We start from the raw sequence: 22,963 nt of genomic DNA, 5'->3' as shown, positions 1-22,963 counted from the left end.
TCAGACGTCCTTCTGCTTGGTGCCGAAGATCTTGTCACCGGCATCACCAAGGCCGGGAAGGATGTAGCCTTTCTCGTTCAGGCGTTCGTCCACGGAGGCGGTATAGATGGAGACATCGGGGTGCTTTTCCAGCACCTTTTCGACACCTTCCGGAGCTGCCACCAGGACCAGGGCCCGGATTTCTGTGCTGCCCGCCTTTTTCAGCAGGTCGATGGTGGAAATCAGCGAACCACCGGTTGCCAGCATGGGGTCGACGATCAGTGCCATGCGCTGGTCCAGTTCACCTACCAGTTTCTCAAGGTAGGTGGAGGCTTCCAGGGTTTCCTCGTTGCGGATCTGGCCCACGACACTGACCCTCGCCACCGGTATCAGGCTCAGCACACCGTCCAGCATGCCCAGGCCAGCCCGCAGGATCGGTACGATGGTGACTTTCTTGCCACCGATCTGCTCCACCTCTACCGGGCCTGCCCAGCCATCAATGGTTTCCTTGCTCAGGGTGAAATCCTTGGTGGCTTCGTAGGTCAGCAGCGATGCCACTTCCTGGGCAAGCTCGCGGAAATTCTTGGTGCTGATGTCGGCTCGGCGCATCAGGCCGAGTTTGTGCTGGATAAGGGGGTGTTTGACTTCGTGAATGGGCATGGTTCACCTGTCAGCTGGTCGGGTGGGATTTGCGCAAGGATACCGTATCGGCGCAGCTCAGTCAGGGGGGATTCTGGAGAAAATGTTAGAAATGGTATGGATCTTGCCGCTAGTCCGGGTAAGGCGGCCCGGGCGTCAAAAAAACGGCCCTGGCCATTGCAGCAAGAACCACCATTGTGGAGATTTCCGTCAACATGGACCGGGCCCTTGTCCTGAATAACGTCAAATCCCTGACGCGGGGAAACCTGGGCATTCCCATTATGCTCGTGGCACTGCTGGGCATGATGATCCTGCCGATGCCGGCGTTTCTGCTGGACGTACTGTTCACGTTCAATATTGCCCTGTCCATTACCATCCTGCTGGTGTGTGTGTATGCCCTGCGACCCATGGAGTTCGCGGCGTTTCCCACCGTCCTGCTGGTAGCTACCCTGTTGCGCCTGGCCCTGAACGTGGCTTCCACCCGGATCGTCCTGCTCAACGGGCACGAGGGTGGCGACGCTGCCGGTAAGGTGATCGAGTCTTTCGGTGCGGTACTGATCGGCGGTAACTACGCTGTGGGCCTGGTGGTATTTGCCATTCTCATGATCATCAATTTCCTGGTGGTCACCAAGGGCGCTGGCCGGGTATCCGAAGTCAGCGCCCGTTTTACCCTGGATGCCATGCCCGGCAAGCAGATGGCCATCGACGCCGACCTCAACGCCGGTCTGATCAACCAGGACGAGGCGAAGCACCGCCGGGAAGAGATTGCGCAGGAAGCGGACTTTTACGGCTCCATGGACGGTGCCAGCAAGTTTGTCAAAGGCGATGCAGTCGCCGGCCTGCTGATCCTGTTCATCAACCTGATCGGGGGTATCGGTATCGGCATGCTCCAGCACAGTCTGGATTTTGGCGTTGCCACCCAGAACTATGCCCTGCTGACCATTGGTGACGGCCTGGTAGCCCAGATTCCGTCGCTGTTGCTCTCCACGTCTGCCGCCATCATGGTCACCCGGGTAACCAGCAGCCAGGATATGGGCGGGCAGATCCTCAAACAGATGTTTGATGCCCCCAAGGCGCTGGCCATCGCCGCAGCCATCCTGATCATGCTGGGCCTGATTCCTGGCATGCCCCATGTGGCCTTCCTGGGACTGGGGCTGCTGGCGGCCGGAGCGGCGTGGTGGATCTGGAAGCAGGGCCGCCAGGCGGTTGAGGAAGACGGCAGCAGCAGCTGGCCGACAACCTCACGTAGTGGTGGCGGCCAGGCCGCGCCAACCGGCGGTGCCCGTCCGGAGGCAGGAGACCAGGGGCATGCCTTGCCGGCGCCACCGGAGAATAAGGAACTGGGCTGGGACGACGTGGCAACGGTGGATATTGTTGGCCTGGAAGTGGGCTACCGCCTGATTCCCATGGTGGACAAGTCCCAGGGTGGTCAACTGCTCAGTCGTATAAAAGGGGTGCGGAAGAAGCTGTCCCAGGATTTGGGCTTCCTGATGCCGTCGGTGCATATCCGTGACAACCTGGACCTGATGCCCAACGTTTATCGCATCACCCTGATGGGCGTCACCATCGCCGAGGCGGAAATCCATCCGGAACGGGAACTGGCGATTGATCCGGGGCAGGTGTTCGGCAAGGTGGACGGCATTGCCGGCAAGGATCCCGCCTTCGGCCTGGATGCCATCTGGATCGAGCCGGACCAGAAAGACAATGCCCAGACGCTTGGCTACACCGTGGTTGACGCCAGCACCGTCGTCGCCACACACCTGAACCAGATCCTGCAGAGCCACGCCCATGAACTGCTCGGCCATGAGGAAGTGCAGAAGTGGCTCGACCAGTTGGAGAAAGTTTCGCCCAAGCTTGCGGAAGAGCTGGTGCCGACCACCGTGTCTATCTCCATCCTGCTGAAAGTGCTGCAGAGCCTGCTGCAGGAAGAAGTGCCCATCCGTGATATGCGCTCCATTGCCGAAGCCATCGTCAACGTCCATCCCAAGAGCCAGGATCCGAAGGTCCTTACCACGGCTGCCCGTCAGGCACTGCGGCGAATGATCGTGCAGAGCATCTGCGGTAACGACAAAGAGATACCGGTTATCACCCTGGATCCGCAACTGGAACAATTATTGCTGAAGAGTCAGCAACAGAGTCAACAATCCGGCGGCGGCGACGACATCGGCCTGGTCCTTGAGCCGGGCATGGTGGAGAAACTGCAGCGCTCCCTGCAGGAGAGCGCCCAGCGGCAGGAAATGATGGGCAAGCCCGCCATCCTGCTGGTATCCGCCCCCCTGAGGCCGGTGCTGGCGAAGTTCGCCAGCTACGGGGTAGAGCGCCTGCACGTGCTCTCGTACCAGGAAGTGCCGGATAACAAGCAGATCACCATCGTGGCGTCGGTCGGCCAGTAACGACCCACCGGGAGGTAGAGACAGATGAAGGTAAAACGGTTCTTTGCGGCAACCATGTCCGCCGCCCTCAAGCAGGTCCGCGAGTCCATGGGCGACGATGCGGTGATTCTTTCCAGCCGCCGGATAGATGGCGGTGTCGAGATTGTTACGGCACTGGACTATGACGAAAACATGGCACGCCAAAAGCTTGGCGACGCTGCTGCGGACGCCACCAGCGATGGCCGCCTGGCCGAGCTGCAGGCGGAACAACACCTCCGCCTGCAGGAAGAACTTGACCGCTCCCGTAGCCGTATCCGCAACTTGCGGGAGCAGCGCGGTGGCTACGAGCCCCGGCAGCGGACTCCGGCTGGCAAGGAGTACCTGGATACCGACGACCTGCCATCCCTGTCATCACCCCGTCAGCCTGGCGTGCACGCGAGTGCCGCGGGCGCGGAACGGGCCCATGTTCCAAGTGAGTCCGGTGCCAGTGACGAACTGGCGGTGATGCGCCGTGAGCTGGACTCGCTGAGGGCCATGATCAGCGAGCAGGGCGCCGCTGGCCACCAGGTCACTCCGCTGGCCAGGTCGCAGGCTGACGCGGAAGAGGTCCTGGATGCAGTTCGCAAGCGCCTCGCGGAGCGCCTTGAGGAATTCGGTCTCAGTGGTTCGCTGGCGGCAAGCCTGGCCCGTCAGAGTGGTCGTGGCAAACTCGAGGATAACTGGAAGCGCTCGCTGCGTACCCTGGCAGCGGGCCTCAGAACCGGTAGTGGTGACTGGGCTACTCGTGGTGGTATCTACGCACTGGTAGGGCCTACCGGCTCCGGCAAGACGACTACGATTGGCAAGATTGCCGCCCAGTACGTGCTGGAGCATGGCGCCGACTCCCTGGCGCTGGTCACCACCGATCGCTATCGGGTAGCGGCCCATGAGCAGCTGTTCGTGTTCGGCCGTATCCTGAATGTGCCGGTACGGGTGGTGGATGACAGCCACAGCCTTGATGAGGTGCTGGATGAGCTGGAAGACCGGCACCTTGTGCTGATTGATACCGCTGGCCTGTCCGGCGCCGATCCCGGTTGCCAGGAGCAGCTGGCCGAGCTGGCGAACAGCCGGCACCGGGTGAGTCCGCACCTGGTGGTGCCGGCCACCAGCCAGTCGAGAATCATGAAATCCATGTGGCATTGCTATAAGATGGCGGGTCTTGCAGGCTGCATAATGACCAAGCTGGATGAGGCGCTGACCCTCGGTGAAGTCCTGGGCTTTGCCCTGGAAACCGCCCTGCCTGTGGCCTGGGTCACCGACGGCCAGAAGATTCCCCAGGACCTGCATCCAGCCAATGCGGCGTCACTGGTGCGTCTTGGCGTGGAACGACTGCGGGACGTGCGTAAGCAGCAGGCCATGGCTGAAGGTGCCTGAAGTGCAGCAGCGGCCGGGAACCGGACGTGGTCGGCGCCCTGCAGGCTTATTGTGTGAATAAGTACAACCTCGGCAGGAACAGACAACCACTATGAGCAGACCACATCCGGTTCAGGTAATCGCAGTCACCGGTGGCAAGGGTGGCGTGGGCAAGAGCAACGTTTCGGTCAACCTTGGCATTGCCCTGTCACAGATGGGGCGGCGGGTCATCCTGCTGGATGCCGACCTGGGCCTGGCCAATATTGACGTCCTGCTGGGAATCAGTGCCAAGCGCAACCTCGCTGAAGTGCTGTCCGGTGAATGTGACCTCCGTGACGTACTGGTTAACGGCCCCGGCGGTGTCAGGATTGTACCGGCCTCTTCTGGCACCCAGCGTATGACCCAGCTCTCCCCCATGGAGCACGCCGGCCTGATCAATGCCTTCAGCGAGCTGGGTGACCAGGTAGACGTGCTGATCGTCGATACTGCCGCCGGCATTTCCGAAAGCGTGGTCAGTTTCTTGCGGGCCGCCCAGGAGTTGCTGCTGGTGGTCTGCGACGAGCCTACCTCCATTACCGATGCCTACGCCCTGATAAAACTGATGAACCGGGACTACGGTGTTAACCGTTTCCGCATACTCGCCAACCAGGTCCGTAACGAGCAGGAAGGCAAGCATCTGTTCGGTAAACTGACCCGTGTCACCGAGCGGTTCCTTGATGTTGCATTACAATACGTCGGCATGGTTCCTTATGATGAGGCCGTGCGCAAGGCCGTGCAGCGTCAGCGAGCCGTGCTGGATGCCTACCCGCGGGCCAAGGCGTCACTGGCCATCAAGGCCCTGGCGGAGCAGGTGGACAGCTGGCCCCTGCCCACATCGCCCCGGGGGCACCTGGAGTTTTTCGTGGAGCGCCTGGTAGGCAGTAACACTTGATCCATTCCTGAAGTACGGGTTAACCGGATAAATGACTTTGGCCAGAAGACTCGGAATCTACCACCAGACCGGTCGGGACAGCGCCCATCAGCTGGTGGAACAGCATGCGCCGCTGGTCAAGAAAATTGCCCTGCACCTGATGGCCCGGCTACCGGACTCGGTTCAGCTTGACGACCTTGTCCAGGCGGGCATGGTTGGCCTGCTGGAAGCGGCTGCCAAGTACCAGTCTGACCGGGGTGCATCCTTTGAAACCTATGCCGGCATTCGCATCCGGGGCGCGATTGTGGATGAGATCCGCAAGGGTGACTGGGTGCCCCGCTCCGTTCACCGTAACGCCCGTCGGGTATCGGCCGCCATCAAGGCTGTGGAGGATCGGGAAGGGCGCGAAGCCCAGGACCAGGAGGTGGCACAAGAGCTGGGTATGAGCCTTTCCGAGTACCACTCGTGTCTCAGTGATGCCAGCTCCGGCCGACTTTTTTCCCTCGATGAGCTCAATGAAACCGGCGAGCTGCCGATACAGGAACAGGAAGGTTCGGATAATCCGCTGGATGATGTGTCCGGCGCGGCATTCCGGCATAACCTGGCGGCCGCCATCAATGACCTGCCAGAACGGGAAAAGCTGGTACTCAGCCTGTATTACCAGGAAGAGCTGAACCTCAAGGAAATCGGCGCGGTGCTCGGCGTGAGTGAAAGCCGGGTGAGCCAGATTCACAGCCAGGCCGCACTTCGCTTGCGGGGCAGGCTATCGGACTGGCAGGCAGGGGACGCAGGCTCGGTCTGACGCCTGGCATGGCCGGTATAGAAAGATGGTTACAGCAGAATCGTTCGATAACACATTGAAACGGTAAGCATCGCTCAGACTGCTAGAATGACGCCACGGCTGAGGATCTGACAGCAGTGCGGGCAGGGCAGCGCCTGCCAACGGCCCTGACAGGGCCAGGTCAACATTCCGGCGAAGACCAACTGGAGGTCCCATTGGACAAGAACATGAAAATTCTCATTGTGGACGACTTTTCCACAATGCGGCGGATCATCAAGAACCTGCTCCGTGATCTCGGATTCACCAACACCGACGAGGCGGATGACGGCAACACCGCCCTGCCCATGTTGAAAACAGGCAAGTACGACTTCCTGGTGACGGACTGGAACATGCCAGGCATGTCCGGGTTTGATTTGCTCAAGGCGGTACGGGCCGACGAGAACCTGAAGGATCTGCCGATCCTGATGGTGACGGCTGAAGCCAAGCGAGACCAGATCGTAGCGGCGGCCCAGGCCGGCGTTAACGGATATGTGGTCAAGCCATTTACGGCCGCCGTACTCAAGGAGAAGATTGAGAAGATCTTCGAGCGAATCCAGTAAGGCCCGTTTACGCCTTGAACCCTGAACTGACTGTCCGGATGTGCTCCCATGAGCGAAGACAAACAGAACAGCCCCGGCCTGGACCCGGAAATCACCAGCAAGCTCAAGGAGCAGGCCCAGGCGCTTGTTGAGCAGGTCAACGCTGGTGACTATGCCCGGGCCATGACCCTGATCAATGACCTGAGTGAGGTGAGGGATCAGAGTCTGTACCAGGAGGTGGGTCGCTTGACCCGCAGCCTCCACGAGGCTATCCGCAATTTTCAGATACAGCCCCAGAACCCGGAGCAGCAGGAAGCCCTGTCGAAGATGTCCGATGCCTCGGACCGGCTGCAATACGTCGTTGAAATGACCGGCAAGGCCGCTAACCGCACCATGGACCTGGTGGAAGACGCCATGCCCCGGGCCAACGCCATGTGCGAACAGGCGCGGTCCCTGCGGGATGACTGGCAACGATTGCGTCGCCGCGAAATGGCGCCTTCAGAGTTCCGCGAGCTGTATGGTCGCATTGACCGTTTCTTCGAGAGCCTCGCGGACGACGCCGAGAAGATGTACACCGATCTGTCTGAAATCCTGCTGGCCCAGGATTTCCAGGACCTGACCGGCCAGGTCATCCAGAAAGTGACCGCGCTGGTGAAGGAAGTGGAAGAGAACCTGCTTAGCCTGGTGGTCATGGCCAGCCACGTGGACCAGCTGACCGGAACGGTCCACGAATTGAAGGAAAAGGAATCCTCGATCAAGGGGGAAGGACCCCAGATGCGCGCCGCAGAGCGGTCTGACGTTGTTTCCGGACAGGACGACGTTGACGACCTGCTGTCCAGTCTCGGCTTTTAAGTGAGGTAGTTGCATGGCATTTGATGCAGACGAAGAGATTCTCCAGGACTTCCTGGTGGAGGCCGGGGAGATCCTGGAACTGCTCTCCGAACAACTGGTGGACCTGGAACAGCACCCGGAAGACAGTGATCTGCTCAATGCCATCTTCCGTGGCTTCCACACCGTTAAGGGCGGCGCCGGTTTTTTGCAGCTTGACGCGCTGGTGAACTGCTGTCACTCCGCCGAGAACGTGTTCGATACCCTGCGTAACCACAAGCGCACGGTGACCTCGGACCTGATGGATGTGGTGCTGCAGGCGCTGGATAACGTCAATGCCATGTTCGACGAGGTCCGCAACCGGGAAGAGCCTACCCCCGCGCCCCAGTCACTGATTGCAACCCTGGACCAGTACGCCCTGCCGGAGGGTGAGTCACCGGTGGACGCTCCGGGGGATTCGCCGGCCCGGCCTGCAGACGATGCCGTGGCCGCCGCAGCCGAGGAGGACCACGGCGATATCACCGATGAGGAATTCGAGCAGCTGCTGGACGCCCTGGAAGACGGCAAGGGTAAGGCGGGGGACAGCGCTTGCGAAGATGCCGGCTCCATCGAGGGTGCGGGTTCATCCAACAGTGATGACATCAGCGATGACGAATTCGAGGACCTGCTGGACCAGCTCCACGGCAAGGGCAGGTTCTCCGGCGAGGTGGCCTCCACCGACGTGCCGGACCCGGATGCGGGTGGTCAGCCGGAGGCTGAAAAGCCAGCCGCAGCGGATGACAAAAAAGCCAGTGGTGGCGATAGCGACCTGATTACCGACGACGAATTCGAGCGTCTGCTGGACGAACTCCATGGCAAGGGCAAGAGTCCGGCCCACTCTGCGGGTGATGAAAAGCCCGGGAATTCCGCTCCGCAACCGGCAAGTGACGGTCCTGCTGCGAACAAGTCCGAGCCTGCCACGCAACCCACGGAAGCGTCTGCCCGGCCGACGCCAGCCGCCAAGGCGGCGACGCCTGCGCGTGACAGCCAGGCCCAGGCGGAAACCTCGGTGCGTGTGGATACCAAGCGCCTGGATGACATCATGAACATGGTGGGTGAACTGGTGCTGGTTCGTAACCGCCTGCAGCGCCTGGGTTCGGAGAGCGAAGACAGCGAGATGCACAAGGCGGTGTCCAACCTGGACGTGGTGACCACTGACCTGCAGTCTGCGGTTATGGCGACCCGGATGCAGCCCATCAAAAAGGTCTTTGGTCGCTTCCCAAGGGTTGTGCGGGACCTGGCCCGTAACCTGAAGAAAGAAATTAACCTGGTCATGCACGGGGAAGATACGGACCTGGACAAGAACCTGGTGGAAGCCCTTGCGGACCCGCTGGTTCACCTGGTGCGCAACTCCGTGGACCATGGCATCGAGATGCCGGATGTGCGTGAGCAGGCCGGCAAGCCCCGTCAGGGCACGGTCACCCTGTCTGCTGAGCAGGAAGGAGATCATATCCTGCTGTCCATCGAGGATGACGGTGGCGGTATGGATCCGGAGAAATTACGCCGCAAAGCGGTGGAGAAGGGCATCTACGACCAGGATGCGGCTGATCGGCTGACGGATAATGAGTGCTTTAACCTGATCTTTGCCGCCGGTTTCTCCACCAAGGACCAGATCTCTGATGTGTCCGGGCGTGGTGTGGGCATGGACGTGGTGAAGACCAAGATCAGCCAGCTCAATGGCCAGGTCCACGTGGAATCGAAGCCGGGCAAGGGCACAGCCATTCGCATCAAGGTGCCGCTGACCCTGGCGATCATGCCGACGCTGATGATCATGCTGGGCAACCAGTCGTTTGCCCTGCCGCTGGTCAACGTGGTGGAGATCTTCCACCTGGACCTTAGCAAGAAGAACGTGGTGGACGGCCGTGAATGTATCGTGGTGCGGGACAAGGTGTTCCCGCTTTTCCACATCAAGCGCTGGCTGGTGCCCTCGGACACAGGTACTGCTGAACCTGAGAATGCCCATGTGGTCATCGTGGCTATGGGTACCCGCCAGGTGGGCTTTGTGGTGGACCAGCTGGTTGGCCAGGAAGAGGTGGTCATCAAGCCCCTGGGCCGGGCCTTACAGGGAACGCCCGGTATGGCGGGCGCCACCATTACTGGCGATGGCCGCATCGCCCTGATCATTGATGTGCCCAGTCTGTTGCAGCATTACGGCTGACGGGACGGGTATTGGATAGGGGGAGTGAATGACAGTTTCTGTCCTGGTCGTTGATGATTCCGGGTTCTTCCGCAAGCGACTGACGGAAATTCTCAACGCTTCCGGCTCTATCAAGGTTGTGGGCGCTGCCACCAACGGCCGTGAAGGCGTGGAAATGGCGGAAAAGCTGCGACCGGACGTCATCACCATGGACTATGAAATGCCGGTGATGAACGGCATCGCAGCGGTGAAGGAAATCATGCGCCGTTGCCCGACGCCGGTACTGATGTTTTCCTCCCTGACCTACGAGGGCGCCCGGGTGACCCTCGACGCCCTGGAAGCCGGCGCCGTCGACTTCCTGCCCAAGAACTTTGAAGACATCGCAAAGGACGGCTCGGAACTTCAGCGTATCCTGCGGGAGCGCATCCTGGACGTCGCCCGCAGTAGCCCGCGGGCTGGCCGGGGTCATGCCGCACCATCCTCACCCCGGCCGGCGCCAGCCAGCCCACGACCAGCCGCTGCCCCGCCGGGCCGTCGTGAGCCAGCCGTTTCGCGTCCGGCACCGGCTGATACCCAGGCACCCCGCCAGGAGCCGGAAGCACCGCCACGCCCCAGCCGGCGGCGTACCGCCAGCCGTCACTACGATGTGGTGGCCATCGGTACCTCCACCGGCGGCCCCATCGCCCTGCAGAAAGTGCTGGTGAACCTGCCCGCCAATTTCCCGGCGCCACTGGTATTGATACAGCACATGCCTGGCAGCTTTACCCCGGCCTTTGCCGAGCGGCTGAACAAGCTTTGTCGCATCCAGGTGCGCCAGGCGGAAGACGGCGACATGCTGCGCCCCGGCCTGGCCCTGCTGGCACCGGGTGGCAAGCAGATGATGATCGAGAACCGGGGTGGCCAGGGTCGGGTACGTATCCTTCCCGGCGATGACCGGCTCAACTACAAGCCCAGCGTGGATGTCACCTTTGGCTCCCTGGCCCGCAGCTTCCCCGGGAAGACCCTTGGGGTAATCCTTACCGGTATGGGAGCCGACGGCAAGGAAGGCAGCCGGATGATGAAGCAGACCGGATCGGTGATCTGGTCCCAGGACGAGAAATCGTCGGTCATCTATGGCATGCCCATGGCGGTCGCCCGGGCCGGCCTGAGTGATGAAATCCTGTCGCTGGATGAGGTCGGGCCGCGCCTGGTTGAAGGGGTCCACTGATGGATATCCTCAGCCTGCTGGGCATTATCCTGGCCTTTGCCGCGCTGCTTGGGGGCAATATGCTGGAGGGTGGCACCCTGGCCTCCCTGTTCAACCTGCCGGCGGCACTGATCGTTATCGGCGGCACCCTGGCCGCTACCATCCTGCAGACGTCTGCCGGCCTCCTTCGCCGCGCCTTTAGCCAGGCCCGTTGGGTGTTTTTTCCGCCCTATGTCGGCCTGGAAGAAGGGGTGGGCAAGGTCATGGACTGGAGCGTCAAGGCCCGCAAGCAGGGCCTGCTTGGCCTGGAGGGCATCGCCGAGAAAGAGCCCGAACCCTTTGCCCGCAAGGGCCTGCAGTTGCTGGTGGACGGTGCTGAAACCGAGACCATCCGCAGCGTGTTGGAAGTGGACCTGGAATCCCGCGAACAGCGTGACCTGGAAGCGGCCCAGGTGTTCGAGGCCATGGGTGGATACTCCCCCACCATCGGCATTATCGGAGCGGTAATGGGGCTGATCCAGGTGATGACCAACCTGACGGATCCATCCACCCTGGGTGCCGGTATCGCCACCGCGTTTGTGGCAACCATTTATGGGGTCGCCCTGGCCAACCTGCTGTTCTTTCCCGTTGCCAACAAGATGCGGGAGATCGTGCGCCGCCGCAGTCGCTACGAAGACATGATGATTGACGGTATTATCGCCATCGCCGAGGGCGAAAACCCCCGGTCCATCGAGATGCGTTTGCGGGGGTTTATTCAGTCATGAGCCAGCGCGCAGGGGGAACCCATGAGGCGTCGATCCAGGCGGGCTGAAATAGCCCAGCACCGGGAGCGGTGGCTGATTTCCTACGCGGATTTCATCACCTTGCTGTTCGGGTTCTTCGTGGTGATGTACTCGGTATCGTCGGTGAACGAAGGCAAGTACAAGGTGCTTTCGGAAACCCTCACGGGGGTCTTCAACGCGCCCCAGCGGGCAATTACCCCCATTCCGGTGGGTGAGCACCCCGGCCTGGTGGCACCCGCCCGCGACCAGGTAATCCCGCCACCGGTTGCACCCGCGCCCGCTTCTTCGTCCGAGCCATCGACCACGGTCCGTGAACAGGCCCAGCGCAGTGAAGCCCTGCAGAGCATGGCCAACCAGTTTGCCCTGGAGTTCGACAGACTGATAGGGCAGGGCGTGGTCAGCCTGCAGAGCAGTGACAAGTGGATTGAGTTGAGTATGCGGGATAGCCTGCTGTTCGGCAGCGGTGAAGCCGAACCCCACTATGATGCCTTTCCGGTCATGGAGCGTATCGCCGACATCCTGCGGGACAAGGACAATGCTGTACGGGTGGAAGGCTTCACTGATGACCAGCCTATCCGTACCAGCCAGTACCCCTCCAACTGGGAGCTGTCCTCCGCCCGGGCGGCAGCGGTGGTTCGCATGCTGGCGGGGGAGGGCGTGGATCCATCGAGGATGGCTGCTATCGGCTATGGTGCCTGGCAGCCGGTAGCCCGTAACGATACGGAAGAAGGTCGCCGTCGCAACCGCAGGGTGGTGTTGCTTATTTCCCGGGACGCTGCGATCCGGGGCGTGGTCCGGTCAAGGTGAACCGGCCGGCGGTAGACCGGGGCGTCAGGGGTGGCACGATATCTGTATTACTGTCTGAGAAAGGTTGAATTCGACCGGACAGGAAGCCTGCCGCCGGCAACGGCTTGCCGGCGGCAGGCTTCCGGGCGCATCGGTAAATTTCAGGTAACAGCGGTTTCCCACGGGGGATACCGGATCAGGAGAAGGCTTTGTGCGGATCTGGGCAGTAGCGAATCAGAAAGGCGGCGTGGGCAAGACCACGTCGGTGGTAACCCTTGGCGGCCTGCTCGCCGAGCAGGGACACCGTGTACTGGTGGTTGACCTGGACCCCCACGGCTCCCTGACCAGCTGGTTTGGCTATGATCCTGACCGGCTCTCCCACAGCGTGTTCGACCTGTTCCAGCACGGCGGCAAGGTACCCGAGGACTTGCCCGCGCAGCTGGTTACCGAGACCAGCTGCGAACACCTGTCACTGTTGCCGGCGAGCACCGCCCTGGCTACCCTCGAGCGCAAGATGGTGGGTGTCGAGGGTATGGGACTGATTGTGTCCCGTGCGTTGGCCCGGCTCTGGGATGACTTTGACTATGTGCTACTGGATAACACCCCGTCACTCGGGGTGCTGATGGTAAACGCGCTGGCGGCTGCCCAGCACCTGATCGTTCCGGTGCAGACTGAGTTCCTCGCCCTCAAGGGGCTGGAGCGAATGCTGCATACCTTGCAGATGATCATGCGGTCCCAGAAGAACCGGCTGGAATACACCATTGTCCCGACGCTCTATGACAAGCGTACCCAGGCCTCGGTAAAGAGCCTGAATGAACTGCGGCGCACCTATCCGGAAGAGTTATGGCGTTTCATGATTCCCGTGGATACCCGCTTCCGGGATGCCAGCCAGGCCGGTGTGGTGCCGTCCAGGCTGGATGCGGACACCCAGGGCGTTCGGGCCTACCGGCGGCTGTTGCAGGATCTGCAGGAGGGCACGACCTCATGGCAGCACAACTAGCAATTTCACCGGGCAGGCTTTCAGGTGACGGTTTTTCGACGCCGGGCCTGGTTTGCCAAGGGGGGCGTCATGGCAGCAGAGCGTAGTCCTCGCCGGCGAGCGGAACTGGCAGACCCTTCTGCGGCGCTGGTCAGTTACCTGGACGACCTGCTCCATACCGCCACATCGACGGAGCCAGAGGTGGAGGCGCCTTTGCCTGTCGAGCCGGAGGTGGACACTCCATCCACGGCAGCGAATACAGGGGCTGGAGAAGCCATTGCGCCGGACTTCACCCCTGTCGAGGCAGCACCCGAACCGGAAGTTGCCGAGCAGCTGGCGCCGGTTCCCGCTCCGGTGGCCGAGCCGGTCGTTCGCGAGCAGGCTGAAAACCTGACGGTCCCTGAACCTGAGCCTCTGCCGGAAGGGCGTCCCTGCTGGGCAGACCGACCCTTCGAATGCCTGATATTCCGGGTAGCGGGCCTGCAGTTGGCGGTCCCACTGGTACTGCTGGGCGCCATCCACCGGATTGAAGAGCGGATCAAGCCGATTCCCGGACGTCCGCCCTGGTATATGGGTATGCTGCCGGACCGGGGGGTGAACCTGAAAGTGGTGGACTCCGCCCAGTGGATCATGCCCGGCCGTGCCCCGGCGGATGCCCGTGATGGCTACCGTTTTGTGATCCGGCTGGATGACAGCGACTGGTCACTGGCCTGTGACGAAGTGGCGGAATCCTTCACCCTCGATCCGGATCAGGTACGTTGGCGTACTTCCCGTAGCAAGCGCCCCTGGCTGGCAGGGACGGTGGTGCAGCATATGTGTGCCCTGATTGACGTGGGCGCCATGGCCAGGTTGTTGGCCAGGGCAGAGAAAGAGCAGAGGCTGGACCTGGAGTAGGCGCTTACCCCCTGGATTCCGGGGTCATACTCAAGTTTTCCCCGGCGCCGGCCGATACCCACCTCAGACCGGCATAATGGTACCCGCCGGCAGTTACCAAATGAAACCGTACCACTCTGGCACGGTTTGTGCCCCTGACTATAGTATGGGGCGCTGACGATGGTTTTTTGACATCAGGCTGTCCCGTTGACGGATGGCCTGCCAGGAGATAAGGCATTATGGCATCCGATAACGGACAGAACAGTCAGGCCCGAGACGACAAGGTTCTTCAGTACGTCACCTTCCGCCTGGATGACGAGACCTACGGCATTGATGTAATGCAGATCCAGGAAGTGCTGCGTTACACCGAGATCGCGCCGGTTCCCGGTGCCCCGGACTATGTGCTGGGCATCATTAACCTGCGCGGTAACGTGGTCACGGTAATCGACACCCGTCGCCGGTTTGGCCTGGCGGACGCGGAGGTGACGGATGCCACCCGCATCGTGGTCATGGAGTCTGACAGCCAGGTGATGGGTATCCTGGTGGATTCCGTTGCCGAGGTGGTATACCTGAAAGCCAGTGAGATCGAGACGGCACCCAATGTGGGGAACGAGGAAAGCGCCAAGTTCATCCAGGGTGTCTGCAACAAGAATGGCGAGCTGATCATTCTTGTGGAATTTGACAAGATGCTGTCCGATCACGAGTGGGCGGAAATCGCCGCACTCTGACCCTGAAGATGGTCACCCTCCCTCCGGGAAGGTGATTGGAAAGCAGCGGTCAGGGCCGGTCCACCGCCTGGCGTGATCACTACCTGACGAGGACTGAGTGATGATGACCACCGACTGGACCACCCTGGCACCCTGGGCCCTGACCGTTCTGGCTTTAGTTCTGCTGGGCGTTCAGGGGCTGATGAATGCCCGCCGCATTGCCCGCCTGCGCCAGCAGTTGCGGGATAACAGCGAAAACCTGGTTCGTGAGCTCCATGCCACCAGCAGTGGCAGCATCGGGGTGGGCAACCGGGTGATTGCCTGCGAACGCCAGCTCCATGAGCTGCGTGCCCAGTTTGACGAGATGCGCCAGAACGATCCGCTGAGGGTCTCCTATGATGAAGCCTCGCGCCTGGTGGACCTAGGTGCTGACGTGGATGACCTGATGAATACCTGCGGCATCTCCCGCCCGGAAGCGGAGCTGGTCTCAGCCCTGCGCCGGCGCCAGAAACGGGCGGCGTAAGGCGGAGATTCAGCCAACGTCACCTGGCGTCTTTCCCTGCAGGTGGAAGGCAAACGCCAGGATTTCGGCGATCACCCGGTACAGCGTTTCCGGGATTTCCTCGTCCAGGTCCAGTCGCGCCAGGATTCCGGCGAGTTCGGCGTTCTCGTAAAGAGGCACGTCGTGCTCCCGGGCTATGCGGATAATCTCCTCCGCCACCTCGTCAAGCCCGCTGGCCGCGACGGTAGGCGCCCGCTTGCCGTCGTATTTCAGGGCCACGGCGGTTTCCCTTCCCGGTTTGCCTTGCTCAGTCATGGTGCCCATCCGTTGTCGTGACCCTCATGCCCGGGTATCCAGCAGCCGGTGTTCCAGCCGGGTCGGTGTGACTGGCGGCTGGCCCCGGCGGCATTCCAGTTCCGATATTTCCAGTCCCAGTTCCGTCAGGCGCGTGCGCAGGTCTCCCAGTTGCCGGGTGACCAGTCTGGCGGTGCCTTGCTGTTCAGCCCAGACGCGGGCGGATACCGCACTCTGGCGCAGAGCCACGTCAAAGAACACCTTGCCGGCCTCGTCCAGGTCCATGGCGAGGGACAGTCGCCACTCGGCCACGCCGGTTTTGCGGGGACTGGACGCCCCCTCCTGGCCGGGTTTCTCATAATCGATGCGAAGCTGGGCGGTTCTTACCTCACCGCCCGGAGCCATCCAGGGCAGGTCGGTGATCAGGGTGTTGGCCGGCGTGCCGGCATCGCCGCCGGCGCGGGTGGTCAGCAATTGGCTGTGAAGCTGGTTAACGGTGATCCGGTTAAGCATTCCTGCCAGTAAACGAAGCATCTGGCCTGGTGAGGCCGGCTCCCGGGCTTCGGCCATGGCCACTGGCGGTGTGGTCGGTACCGGGAACTGCAGGGGAGAGGTGACCAGTTCCTGGCTGGGAAGCGGGGTGAAGCGGGTGAACTGGTCGCTGCCGAGGCTCTGATGCTGCAGCAGGGTCAGAGCCAGCCGACCCAGTGCCAGCTTCAGGTCCGCGGGGCCGGCTTCAGTGCTGCCACGTGCCAGGCTGGCCTCGGCGAGTACACCACTGCTGGCCAGCCACTGCCTGACGGCTGCGGCATCCAGCGTACTTTTCAGCGGTGTAGCCTGAGCGGTGGCGCCCGTGCCCTGACCGGTGACGTTCTGGCCGGCCACCGGCCTGAATGTCGGTGGCCCGTTATCCGCCGGCACTTGTGGCAACAACCGGGCAATGACCTGCAAGGCTTCCCGGACCGGCGCGGGCAATGCCTCTATGGAGCCGGGCAGGGTCGTCGCCCCGGGGGCATTCCTGAACCCGCCGGTTAACGTGGCCAGTAATCGGGTCAGGCCGCTGTCCAGGTTCTGCTGCCAGGGCAGGTGACGAAGCAGCGCTTGTCCCAGCCGGGTCTCCGCGGTGGCCGGTAGTTTGTCCAGCAGGGTGAGGGACTGGCCCTCGCGCATGAGACGGATGAGGTCACCGGCTTTCAGCTCGGGTCCGTTGGCAGGCAACTCCACCGTCACTCGTTGCCCGCGCACCTCAAGTATCGCTTGCTGGCCCCCGCGCTGAGTCAGCAATTCGGCCACCCGGGCCACCACCGCCTGGCGGTTTTCCAGCTGCAGTTGCCGGAGTTGTTGCATCGGGTCCGGCTGGACGCTGGCCTTCGCCGCAGACGGTGGTTTCGACGGCTGAGGGGGGATCGGGTTACCGTGCGGTAATTTCATGGCTTTTGTTAAGTACGACGCGTGGTTTTGATGTCAGGCAAGAGTAATCAATGGCCTGTTTCTATATAATAGCGACCTTGCCGGGAGTTCACCCGGTCGCCGCCGGCACTACCGGCGAAAACGCATTATCCGGGGTGGCTTCTGGGGCTGCCCCCCGTACGTCGGGGCCTTGATGACTGAGCCGCTGCAACACGCTGACCACTTGCTGAGGGCCGAGGCCCTGGAATGCGAGCGAGACGGCCGGACGCTCTTCAGTGATCTGAGTTTCTCCATAGTGCCGGGAACCCTCACTCGTGTCGAGGGCCCCAATGGTTCCGGCAAGACTACCCTGTTGCGAATCCTGGCGGGCCTCAATGACAACTGGTCCGGCCAGGTGTATTGGTGCGGCGAGCCCCGGCAACGGCACTGGGACCAGGTGCGCAGGAATGTGCTCTACCTGGGTCACCGTCCGGGTATCAAGATGCTGCTGACGCCGCTGGAAAACCTCCAGGCCCTGGTGGCCGGCCGCCAGTACGTACCGGATAACATTCTGACACAGGCCCTGGAACAGGTCGGTCTTGGACCCTGGACACAGGTACCCTGTAGCCAGTTGTCCGCCGGCCAGAAACGTCGGGTGGCACTGGCCAGGTTACTGTTCGCGGACGAACCAGTGTGGCTTCTGGACGAAGCCTTCACGGCCCTGGATGTGGACGCCGTAGCCGCGGTTGAACGGCTGCTGGAGGACAGGGTGCGTCAGGGAGGGGCCGTGGTCATGACCACACACCATGAACCAGCCCTTAAGGGTATGCGACGTATTCGCCTGGGCGCAGCCGGTGAACCAGAGTCGGTCGCCCACGCAGTGGGGGAGGGGGGCTGAATGGGGCAGCAGGAATCCATGTCGGTAAGGGTACTCGACCCTGTCACCACGTCCCCCGGCCTGTGGCAGTCCATGATCGCGGTGCTGCGGCGGGATCTGCGCCTGAGCGTTCGCCAGAAACAGGACCTCCTGAATCCACTGCTGTTCTTTGTGATGGTGGTGGCGTTGTTCCCCCTGGGCGTCAGTCCCGAGTCGGACTTTCTGAGAGAGGCCGGTGCAGGAATACTGTGGGTTGGTGCCCTGCTGGCGACACTTCTGTCCCTGGATCACCTGTTCCGGTTTGATTACGAGGACGGCACACTGGAGCAGATGGCCCTGCAGCCGCAGCCGCTTTTCGTGCTGGTTCTGGCAAAGACCCTGGCGCACTGGCTGGTCACCGGGCTCCCGCTGGTCATCCTGACCCCCATGTTGGGTATGATGTTGTTCCTGGACGGGAACTCTGTTGCCGTTCTTTGTCTAACGCTGCTGATCGGAACGCCGGTGCTGAGCCTGATCGGGTCGGTGGGAGCAGCGCTGACTGTGGGATTACGGGCCGGAGGTGTGCTCTTGTCGCTGCTGGTGATCCCTCTGTATATTCCGGTGCTGATTTTTGGTACCGGGACTGTCATGGCTGCGGCCGGCGGCTCGGACGTGTCCGGGCACCTGGCCCTGATGGCCGCGATACTGGTCCTGGCGCTGGTGCTGGCGCCACTGGCCGCAGCCGTGGCCCTGAAAATCAGTTTATCGGCGTCCTAGGCCGCGACCCTTTATCACGCAGGCCGATGTCGCCCACAGGTATAAAATCAGGGGATATACCCGATGTGGCAATTTTTTCACAAGCTGGGGTCACCGAAGTGGTTCTATGGCATCGCTGGCCGCTTCATGCCCTGGTTGCTGGGCTTCGGGCTGCTGCTGGCCCTGGCCGGGATCGTCTGGGGGCTGGCATTTGCGCCGAGGGATTACCTGCAGGGTAACAGTTACCGGATCATCTTCATTCATGTGCCAACCGCGTTCCTGGCTCAGTCTGTCTACATGATGATGGCCGTGGCCGGGGTCATTACCCTGGTATGGAAAATGAAGCTCGCGGATGTGTTTGTCCGCGCGGCAGCACCAGTGGGTGCGATTCTCACTGTGCTGGCCCTGTTCACTGGTGCGGTCTGGGGCAAGCCTACCTGGGGAACCTGGTGGATCTGGGATGCACGGCTGACCTCCATGCTGATCCTGCTGTTCCTCTACCTGGGCATTATCGGACTCGCCCATGCCTATTCCGACGAAAAAACGGCAGCCCGGGCGGTGGCGGTGCTGGCGGTCGTGGGGGTGGTGAATATTCCCATCATCAAGTACTCAGTGGAGTGGTGGAACACCCTGCACCAACCGGCCACCTTCAAGCTGACAGAAAAGCCGACCATGGTCCCGGAAATGTGGGTGCCGCTGTTGCTGGCCGTGCTGGGCACCTACCTGTTGTTTGGCTGGGCGGCGCTCTATCGCATGCAGACCGAGGTATTGCGGCGTGAGCGTCGCACCCGCTGGGTGAAAGAACTCATCGCCGCCGGCGGCGGTTCGCAACTCAAATCCAGAGGGGCCTGAGAACATGGCGTTTGATTCCTTCAGTGCCTTTGTCGTCATGGGGGGGCATGGCCCCTATGTCTGGACCTGCTACGGCGTGTTCTTCCTGTTGGTGGCGCTGATAGCCTGGCTCTCCATAAGGGACCGGCGCCAGGTGGTGCGCAGCCAGCAGCGGGAACAGGCAATGGTATCCTCCGGGCAGGCTGACACGGCCCGCAGGGCTCGTGCCGGCGGCGGCTTCCAACGTATTCCAACTACCCAAAATGAGTCGATCAGCAAGTCATGAACCCAGCACGCAAGCGCAAGCTCACCATCGTCCTGTTCCTGCTGGCCGGAGTGGCTGTCGCCGTCGGCCTGACCACCTATGCGTTCCGGCAGAACATAAACCTGTTCTACGATCCCACCCAGATTGCCGAGGGCGAGGCACCCGTCAACGTCCGCATCCGTGCGGGCGGTATGGTGGAAGAAGGTTCCGTGAAGCGGGATCCGGACAGTCTCAAGGTTCAGTTCCGGGTAACGGATTACTCGTCCTCGGTGACCGTGCGCTACGAAGGCATCCTGCCGGACCTGTTTGCTGAAGGGCAGGGCGTGGTGGCTACCGGGCAGCTCAATGAGAACCGGGAGTTTGTCGCCAGTGAGGTACTGGCCAAGCACGATGAGCAGTATATGCCCCCGGAGGTCAGCGAGGCTTTGGAGCGCTCCGCTGCCCGCGCCCGGGAAGAGGGCCGGGAGATGCCCCAGTACTGATTGCCTGACGCCATTTACCCGACTCCAGAACGGAGAGAACCATGCTTCCCGAACTCGGACAAGTCACTCTCATTATCGCCCTGCTGCTCTCGGTGCTGCTATCGGTAGTTCCGCTCTACGGCTCGCTGACGGCCCGTGACAGCCTGCAGGCGTTCGCCCGCCCCCTCAGTGCCGGGCAGTTCGTGTTTATCGCCATCGCCTTTGGCATTCTTACCAATGCCTTTATGGTAGACGACTTCTCGGTGGCCTACGTGGCCAACCAGAGCAACAGTCTGATGCCCTGGTACTTTAAGTTCAGCGCGGTATGGGGTGGCCATGAAGGTTCCCTGCTGTTGTGGATTCTCATGCTCAGCGGCTGGACCCTGGCGGTTGCGACCTTCAGCCGTCGCTTGCCTTCGGTGATGGTTTCCCAGGTGCTTTCCGTAATGGGTATGGTGGCTGTTGGCTTCCTGCTGTTCATCCTGATGACCTCCAATCCCTTTGATCGCATTCTCCCCAATGTGCCGGCGGACGGGGCTGACTTGAATCCGTTGCTGCAGGACTTCGGCCTGATTGTTCACCCGCCAATGCTTTATATGGGGTACGTTGGCTTTTCGGTGGCCTTTGCCTTCGCCATTGCCGCGCTGATCAATGGCCGTCTGGATGCCGCCTGGGCACGGTGGTCCCGGCCCTGGACCACGGTTGCCTGGGGTTTCCTGACGCTGGGTATCGCCCTGGGTAGCTGGTGGGCTTACTACGAGCTCGGCTGGGGCGGCTGGTGGTTCTGGGACCCGGTGGAAAACGCTTCCCTGCTGCCCTGGATTTCCGGTACCGCGCTGATGCACTCCCTTGCGGTGACCGAGAAGCGGGGCGTGTTCAAGAGCTGGACAGTGCTGCTGGCGATCCTCACCTTCGCGCTTAGCCTGCTGGGGGCCTTCCTGGTTCGCTCGGGCGTTATTACCTCGGTACATTCGTTTGCATCCGACCCCACCCGTGGCGCGTTCCTGTTGCTGTTGCTGGCCATTACCGTCATTGGCAGCCTGACGCTTTACGCCTTCCGGGCGCCGGTGGTGCACACCCGGGCAAAGTTTGGTCCGTTGTCCCGGGAAGTCTTCCTGCTGATGAACAACGTCCTGCTGATGGCGGCCATGCTGTTGGTTCTCGTCGGGACCATCTTCCCCCTGATTTCCGACTATTTCGAGCTGGGCAACATCTCCATTGGCGAGCCTTTCTTCAACCTGACTTTCAGCCCGATTGCCGTAGTAGTCGGCATATTGCTGGGTGTAGGGATTTTCTCCCGCTGGAAGAAGACCGATGAGGGCTATTTGCTCCGCAAGATGGTTATTCCCACCGTGGTGAGTTTGATTGTCGCGTTCGTCGTGGTGCTGACCATGGGTAATGCGGTGTCACCTGAGGGTACCGGTTTCTGGAACAACTTCAGTCTGTGGGCGTTTTTTGGCGTACTGTCAGCCAGCTGGTGTGCCGCAGCAACCCTGCAGGATGTATGGAACAAATCCGGTTCCCGCCATGGTCGCCTGCACGGGCTGCGCCGTCAGTCCCGCAGTTTCTATGGCATGGTGCTGGGCCACCTGGGCCTGGCCATGGTGATCGCCGGAGCCACCGTGGTTAACAACTATGGCATCGAGCGGAATGTTCGTATGGGCCCTGGTGACACCGCCACGGTTGGTGACTATCAGTTTCACTTTGCGTCAGTGGGCGAGCGGGAAGGAGCCAACTTTACCGCCCTGGTTTCCCGCTTTGAGATAAGCAGGGACGGCGAACTGGTGAGTACGCTTTACCCCGAACGTCGCCGGTACGTTGTGCAGCGCAACGTGATGACGGAAGCAGGTATTGATGCCGGCTTCCTGCGGGATATCTTTGTGGCGGTGGCCGAGCCGGTATCCAGCAATGCCTGGGCGGTGCGGCTGCAGTACAAGCCCCTGGTCCGCTGGACCTGGCTGGGCGCGCTGGTGATGGCGATTGGTGGCTTCCTTGCCATTGCCGACCGTCGTTACCGCATCAAGGATGAGGCTACGGAGCGCCGCAAGGCCACGGTTACCGGTAATGCAGGCACTGACGGCCGGCCGGCGGAGGCAGGGGCATGAAGCGTGCACTGCTGTTCCTGCCCGTTATCGTGGCCGTGGCATTCGGTATTTTCCTGTATACCGGGCTGGGCAAGGATCCCCAGGAGCTGGAATCTGCCCTCATTGGCAAACCGGTGCCGGCGTTCGAGCTGGCGGATCTGAAGTACCCGGATCGCACGCTCACGCCGGATGTATTCCAGGGCCAGGTGTCCCTGCTTAACGTGTGGGGCACCTGGTGCCCTGCCTGCCGGGATGAGCACGATGACCTGATCTGGCTGGCGGAAGAAAAGGGCATTCCGGTGATTGGCCTGAACTACAAGGACAACCGCAACCAGGCCCTGCGCTGGCTGCAGGACCTGGGCGATCCCTACCAGATCACCCTGTTTGATCCCCAGGGCAAACTCGGCTTTGACCTCGGTGTCTATGGTGCGCCGGAAACCTACGTGATCGACAAGCAAGGTATCGTGCGCTATCGCCATGTCGGTGTGGTTAACCCAGAGGTCTGGGAGCAAAAGCTGGGTCCCGTGGTTCGCCGTTACCAGCAGGAGGGTTCATGA

General features: G+C 61.6%; 24 protein-coding genes. 21 read left to right on the top strand and 3 right to left on the bottom strand.

The genetic code is table 11. The features are described from left to right. On the bottom strand, window positions 1-639 hold the full coding sequence (gene upp / locus BM036_RS02265) for a uracil phosphoribosyltransferase (protein ID WP_091848581.1): 639 nt from the start codon (window positions 637-639) through the stop codon (window positions 1-3). Between the two features lie 194 nt (window positions 640-833). Here upp and flhA point away from each other — a divergent pair, with 194 nt between their 5' ends. The 14 genes from flhA to BM036_RS02195 all read left to right on the top strand — a co-directional run bounded on the left by flhA (window position 834) and on the right by BM036_RS02195 (window position 15,491). Next, the gene (flhA, locus tag BM036_RS02260) at window positions 834-3,011 is read left to right on the top strand and encodes a flagellar biosynthesis protein FlhA (RefSeq protein ID WP_091848693.1); all 2,178 of its coding nucleotides are present in this window, start codon (window positions 834-836) and stop codon (window positions 3,009-3,011) included. A gap of 24 nt (window positions 3,012-3,035) precedes the next feature. Further along, window positions 3,036-4,403 carry a flagellar biosynthesis GTPase FlhF gene (gene flhF, locus BM036_RS02255; RefSeq protein ID WP_091848580.1) on the top strand — a complete coding sequence of 456 codons (1,368 nt, stop codon included), beginning with the start codon at window positions 3,036-3,038 and terminating at the stop codon, window positions 4,401-4,403. A gap of 91 nt (window positions 4,404-4,494) precedes the next feature. Beyond that, window positions 4,495-5,313: a MinD/ParA family protein gene (locus BM036_RS02250; RefSeq protein WP_091848579.1), complete on the top strand. Its 819-nt coding sequence runs from the start codon at window positions 4,495-4,497 to the stop codon at window positions 5,311-5,313. 31 nt (window positions 5,314-5,344) lie between these two features. Beyond that, window positions 5,345-6,094 carry an RNA polymerase sigma factor FliA gene (locus BM036_RS02245; protein WP_091848578.1) on the top strand — a complete coding sequence of 250 codons (750 nt, stop codon included), beginning with the start codon at window positions 5,345-5,347 and terminating at the stop codon, window positions 6,092-6,094. A gap of 194 nt (window positions 6,095-6,288) precedes the next feature. Next, window positions 6,289-6,672, top strand: a complete 384-nt coding sequence (gene cheY, locus BM036_RS02240; protein WP_091848577.1) for a chemotaxis response regulator CheY — start codon at window positions 6,289-6,291, stop codon at window positions 6,670-6,672. Between the two features lie 48 nt (window positions 6,673-6,720). Further along, a complete protein-coding gene (locus tag BM036_RS02235) occupies window positions 6,721-7,503 on the top strand; it encodes a protein phosphatase CheZ (protein WP_091848576.1) in 783 nt (260 codons plus the stop codon). 13 nt (window positions 7,504-7,516) lie between these two features. Continuing rightward, the gene (locus tag BM036_RS02230) at window positions 7,517-9,676 is read left to right on the top strand and encodes a chemotaxis protein CheA (protein WP_091848575.1); all 2,160 of its coding nucleotides are present in this window, start codon (window positions 7,517-7,519) and stop codon (window positions 9,674-9,676) included. A 28-nt stretch (window positions 9,677-9,704) separates the two neighbouring features. Next, the gene (locus BM036_RS02225) at window positions 9,705-10,862 is read left to right on the top strand and encodes a protein-glutamate methylesterase/protein-glutamine glutaminase (RefSeq protein WP_091848574.1); all 1,158 of its coding nucleotides are present in this window, start codon (window positions 9,705-9,707) and stop codon (window positions 10,860-10,862) included. Beyond that, window positions 10,862-11,605 (top strand): flagellar motor protein, encoded by a 744-nt coding sequence (locus BM036_RS02220; RefSeq protein ID WP_091848573.1) that lies wholly within the window; start codon window positions 10,862-10,864, stop codon window positions 11,603-11,605. The genes BM036_RS02225 and BM036_RS02220 overlap by 1 nt, the downstream gene beginning before the upstream one ends. Before the next feature lie 21 nt (window positions 11,606-11,626). Further along, window positions 11,627-12,430 (top strand): flagellar motor protein MotD, encoded by an 804-nt coding sequence (motD, locus tag BM036_RS02215; RefSeq protein WP_091848572.1) that lies wholly within the window; start codon window positions 11,627-11,629, stop codon window positions 12,428-12,430. Window positions 12,431-12,620: 190 nt separating this feature from the next. Next, the gene (locus BM036_RS02210; protein WP_091848571.1) at window positions 12,621-13,409 is read left to right on the top strand and encodes a ParA family protein; all 789 of its coding nucleotides are present in this window, start codon (window positions 12,621-12,623) and stop codon (window positions 13,407-13,409) included. Window positions 13,410-13,478: 69 nt separating this feature from the next. Then, on the top strand, window positions 13,479-14,282 hold the full coding sequence (locus tag BM036_RS02205) for a chemotaxis protein CheW (RefSeq protein WP_091848570.1): 804 nt from the start codon (window positions 13,479-13,481) through the stop codon (window positions 14,280-14,282). Window positions 14,283-14,500: 218 nt separating this feature from the next. Further along, on the top strand, window positions 14,501-14,989 hold the full coding sequence (locus BM036_RS02200; RefSeq protein WP_091848569.1) for a chemotaxis protein CheW: 489 nt from the start codon (window positions 14,501-14,503) through the stop codon (window positions 14,987-14,989). Window positions 14,990-15,092: 103 nt separating this feature from the next. After that, the gene (locus BM036_RS02195) at window positions 15,093-15,491 is read left to right on the top strand and encodes a DUF2802 domain-containing protein (RefSeq protein WP_091848692.1); all 399 of its coding nucleotides are present in this window, start codon (window positions 15,093-15,095) and stop codon (window positions 15,489-15,491) included. A gap of 9 nt (window positions 15,492-15,500) precedes the next feature. Here BM036_RS02195 and BM036_RS02190 read toward each other — a convergent pair whose 3' ends face one another. Both BM036_RS02190 and fliK read right to left on the bottom strand, forming a co-directional pair. Continuing rightward, the gene (locus tag BM036_RS02190) at window positions 15,501-15,785 is read right to left on the bottom strand and encodes an EscU/YscU/HrcU family type III secretion system export apparatus switch protein (RefSeq protein ID WP_091848691.1); all 285 of its coding nucleotides are present in this window, start codon (window positions 15,783-15,785) and stop codon (window positions 15,501-15,503) included. Between the two features lie 24 nt (window positions 15,786-15,809). Continuing rightward, a complete protein-coding gene (gene fliK, locus BM036_RS02185; protein ID WP_091848568.1) occupies window positions 15,810-17,195 on the bottom strand; it encodes a flagellar hook-length control protein FliK in 1,386 nt (461 codons plus the stop codon). A 172-nt stretch (window positions 17,196-17,367) separates the two neighbouring features. Between fliK and ccmA the strand changes: the two genes are divergently transcribed. From ccmA to BM036_RS02150, 7 genes are all read left to right on the top strand, one after another. Then, window positions 17,368-18,051, top strand: coding sequence for a cytochrome c biogenesis heme-transporting ATPase CcmA (ccmA, locus tag BM036_RS02180; protein WP_091848567.1), 684 nt, complete (start codon window positions 17,368-17,370; stop codon window positions 18,049-18,051). A gap of 72 nt (window positions 18,052-18,123) precedes the next feature. After that, window positions 18,124-18,786, top strand: a complete 663-nt coding sequence (gene ccmB / locus BM036_RS02175; protein WP_245742429.1) for a heme exporter protein CcmB — start codon at window positions 18,124-18,126, stop codon at window positions 18,784-18,786. Window positions 18,787-18,849: 63 nt separating this feature from the next. Then, a complete protein-coding gene (locus BM036_RS02170) occupies window positions 18,850-19,617 on the top strand; it encodes a heme ABC transporter permease (protein WP_091848566.1) in 768 nt (255 codons plus the stop codon). Between the two features lie 4 nt (window positions 19,618-19,621). Further along, window positions 19,622-19,882, top strand: a complete 261-nt coding sequence (gene ccmD, locus BM036_RS02165; RefSeq protein ID WP_091848565.1) for a heme exporter protein CcmD — start codon at window positions 19,622-19,624, stop codon at window positions 19,880-19,882. After that, window positions 19,879-20,343 carry a cytochrome c maturation protein CcmE gene (gene ccmE, locus BM036_RS02160; protein ID WP_091848564.1) on the top strand — a complete coding sequence of 155 codons (465 nt, stop codon included), beginning with the start codon at window positions 19,879-19,881 and terminating at the stop codon, window positions 20,341-20,343. The genes ccmD and ccmE overlap by 4 nt, the downstream gene beginning before the upstream one ends. A 41-nt stretch (window positions 20,344-20,384) precedes the next feature. Beyond that, window positions 20,385-22,427, top strand: coding sequence for a heme lyase CcmF/NrfE family subunit (locus BM036_RS02155; protein ID WP_091848563.1), 2,043 nt, complete (start codon window positions 20,385-20,387; stop codon window positions 22,425-22,427). After that, window positions 22,424-22,963 carry a DsbE family thiol:disulfide interchange protein gene (locus tag BM036_RS02150; RefSeq protein ID WP_091848562.1) on the top strand — a complete coding sequence of 180 codons (540 nt, stop codon included), beginning with the start codon at window positions 22,424-22,426 and terminating at the stop codon, window positions 22,961-22,963. Before BM036_RS02155 ends, BM036_RS02150 begins: the two co-directional genes overlap by 4 nt.

This window comes from Marinobacter segnicrescens (assembly GCF_900111555.1).
Lineage (GTDB): Bacteria > Pseudomonadota > Gammaproteobacteria > Pseudomonadales > Oleiphilaceae > Marinobacter > Marinobacter segnicrescens.
This window is presented reverse-complemented; position numbering and strand designations above follow the sequence as displayed.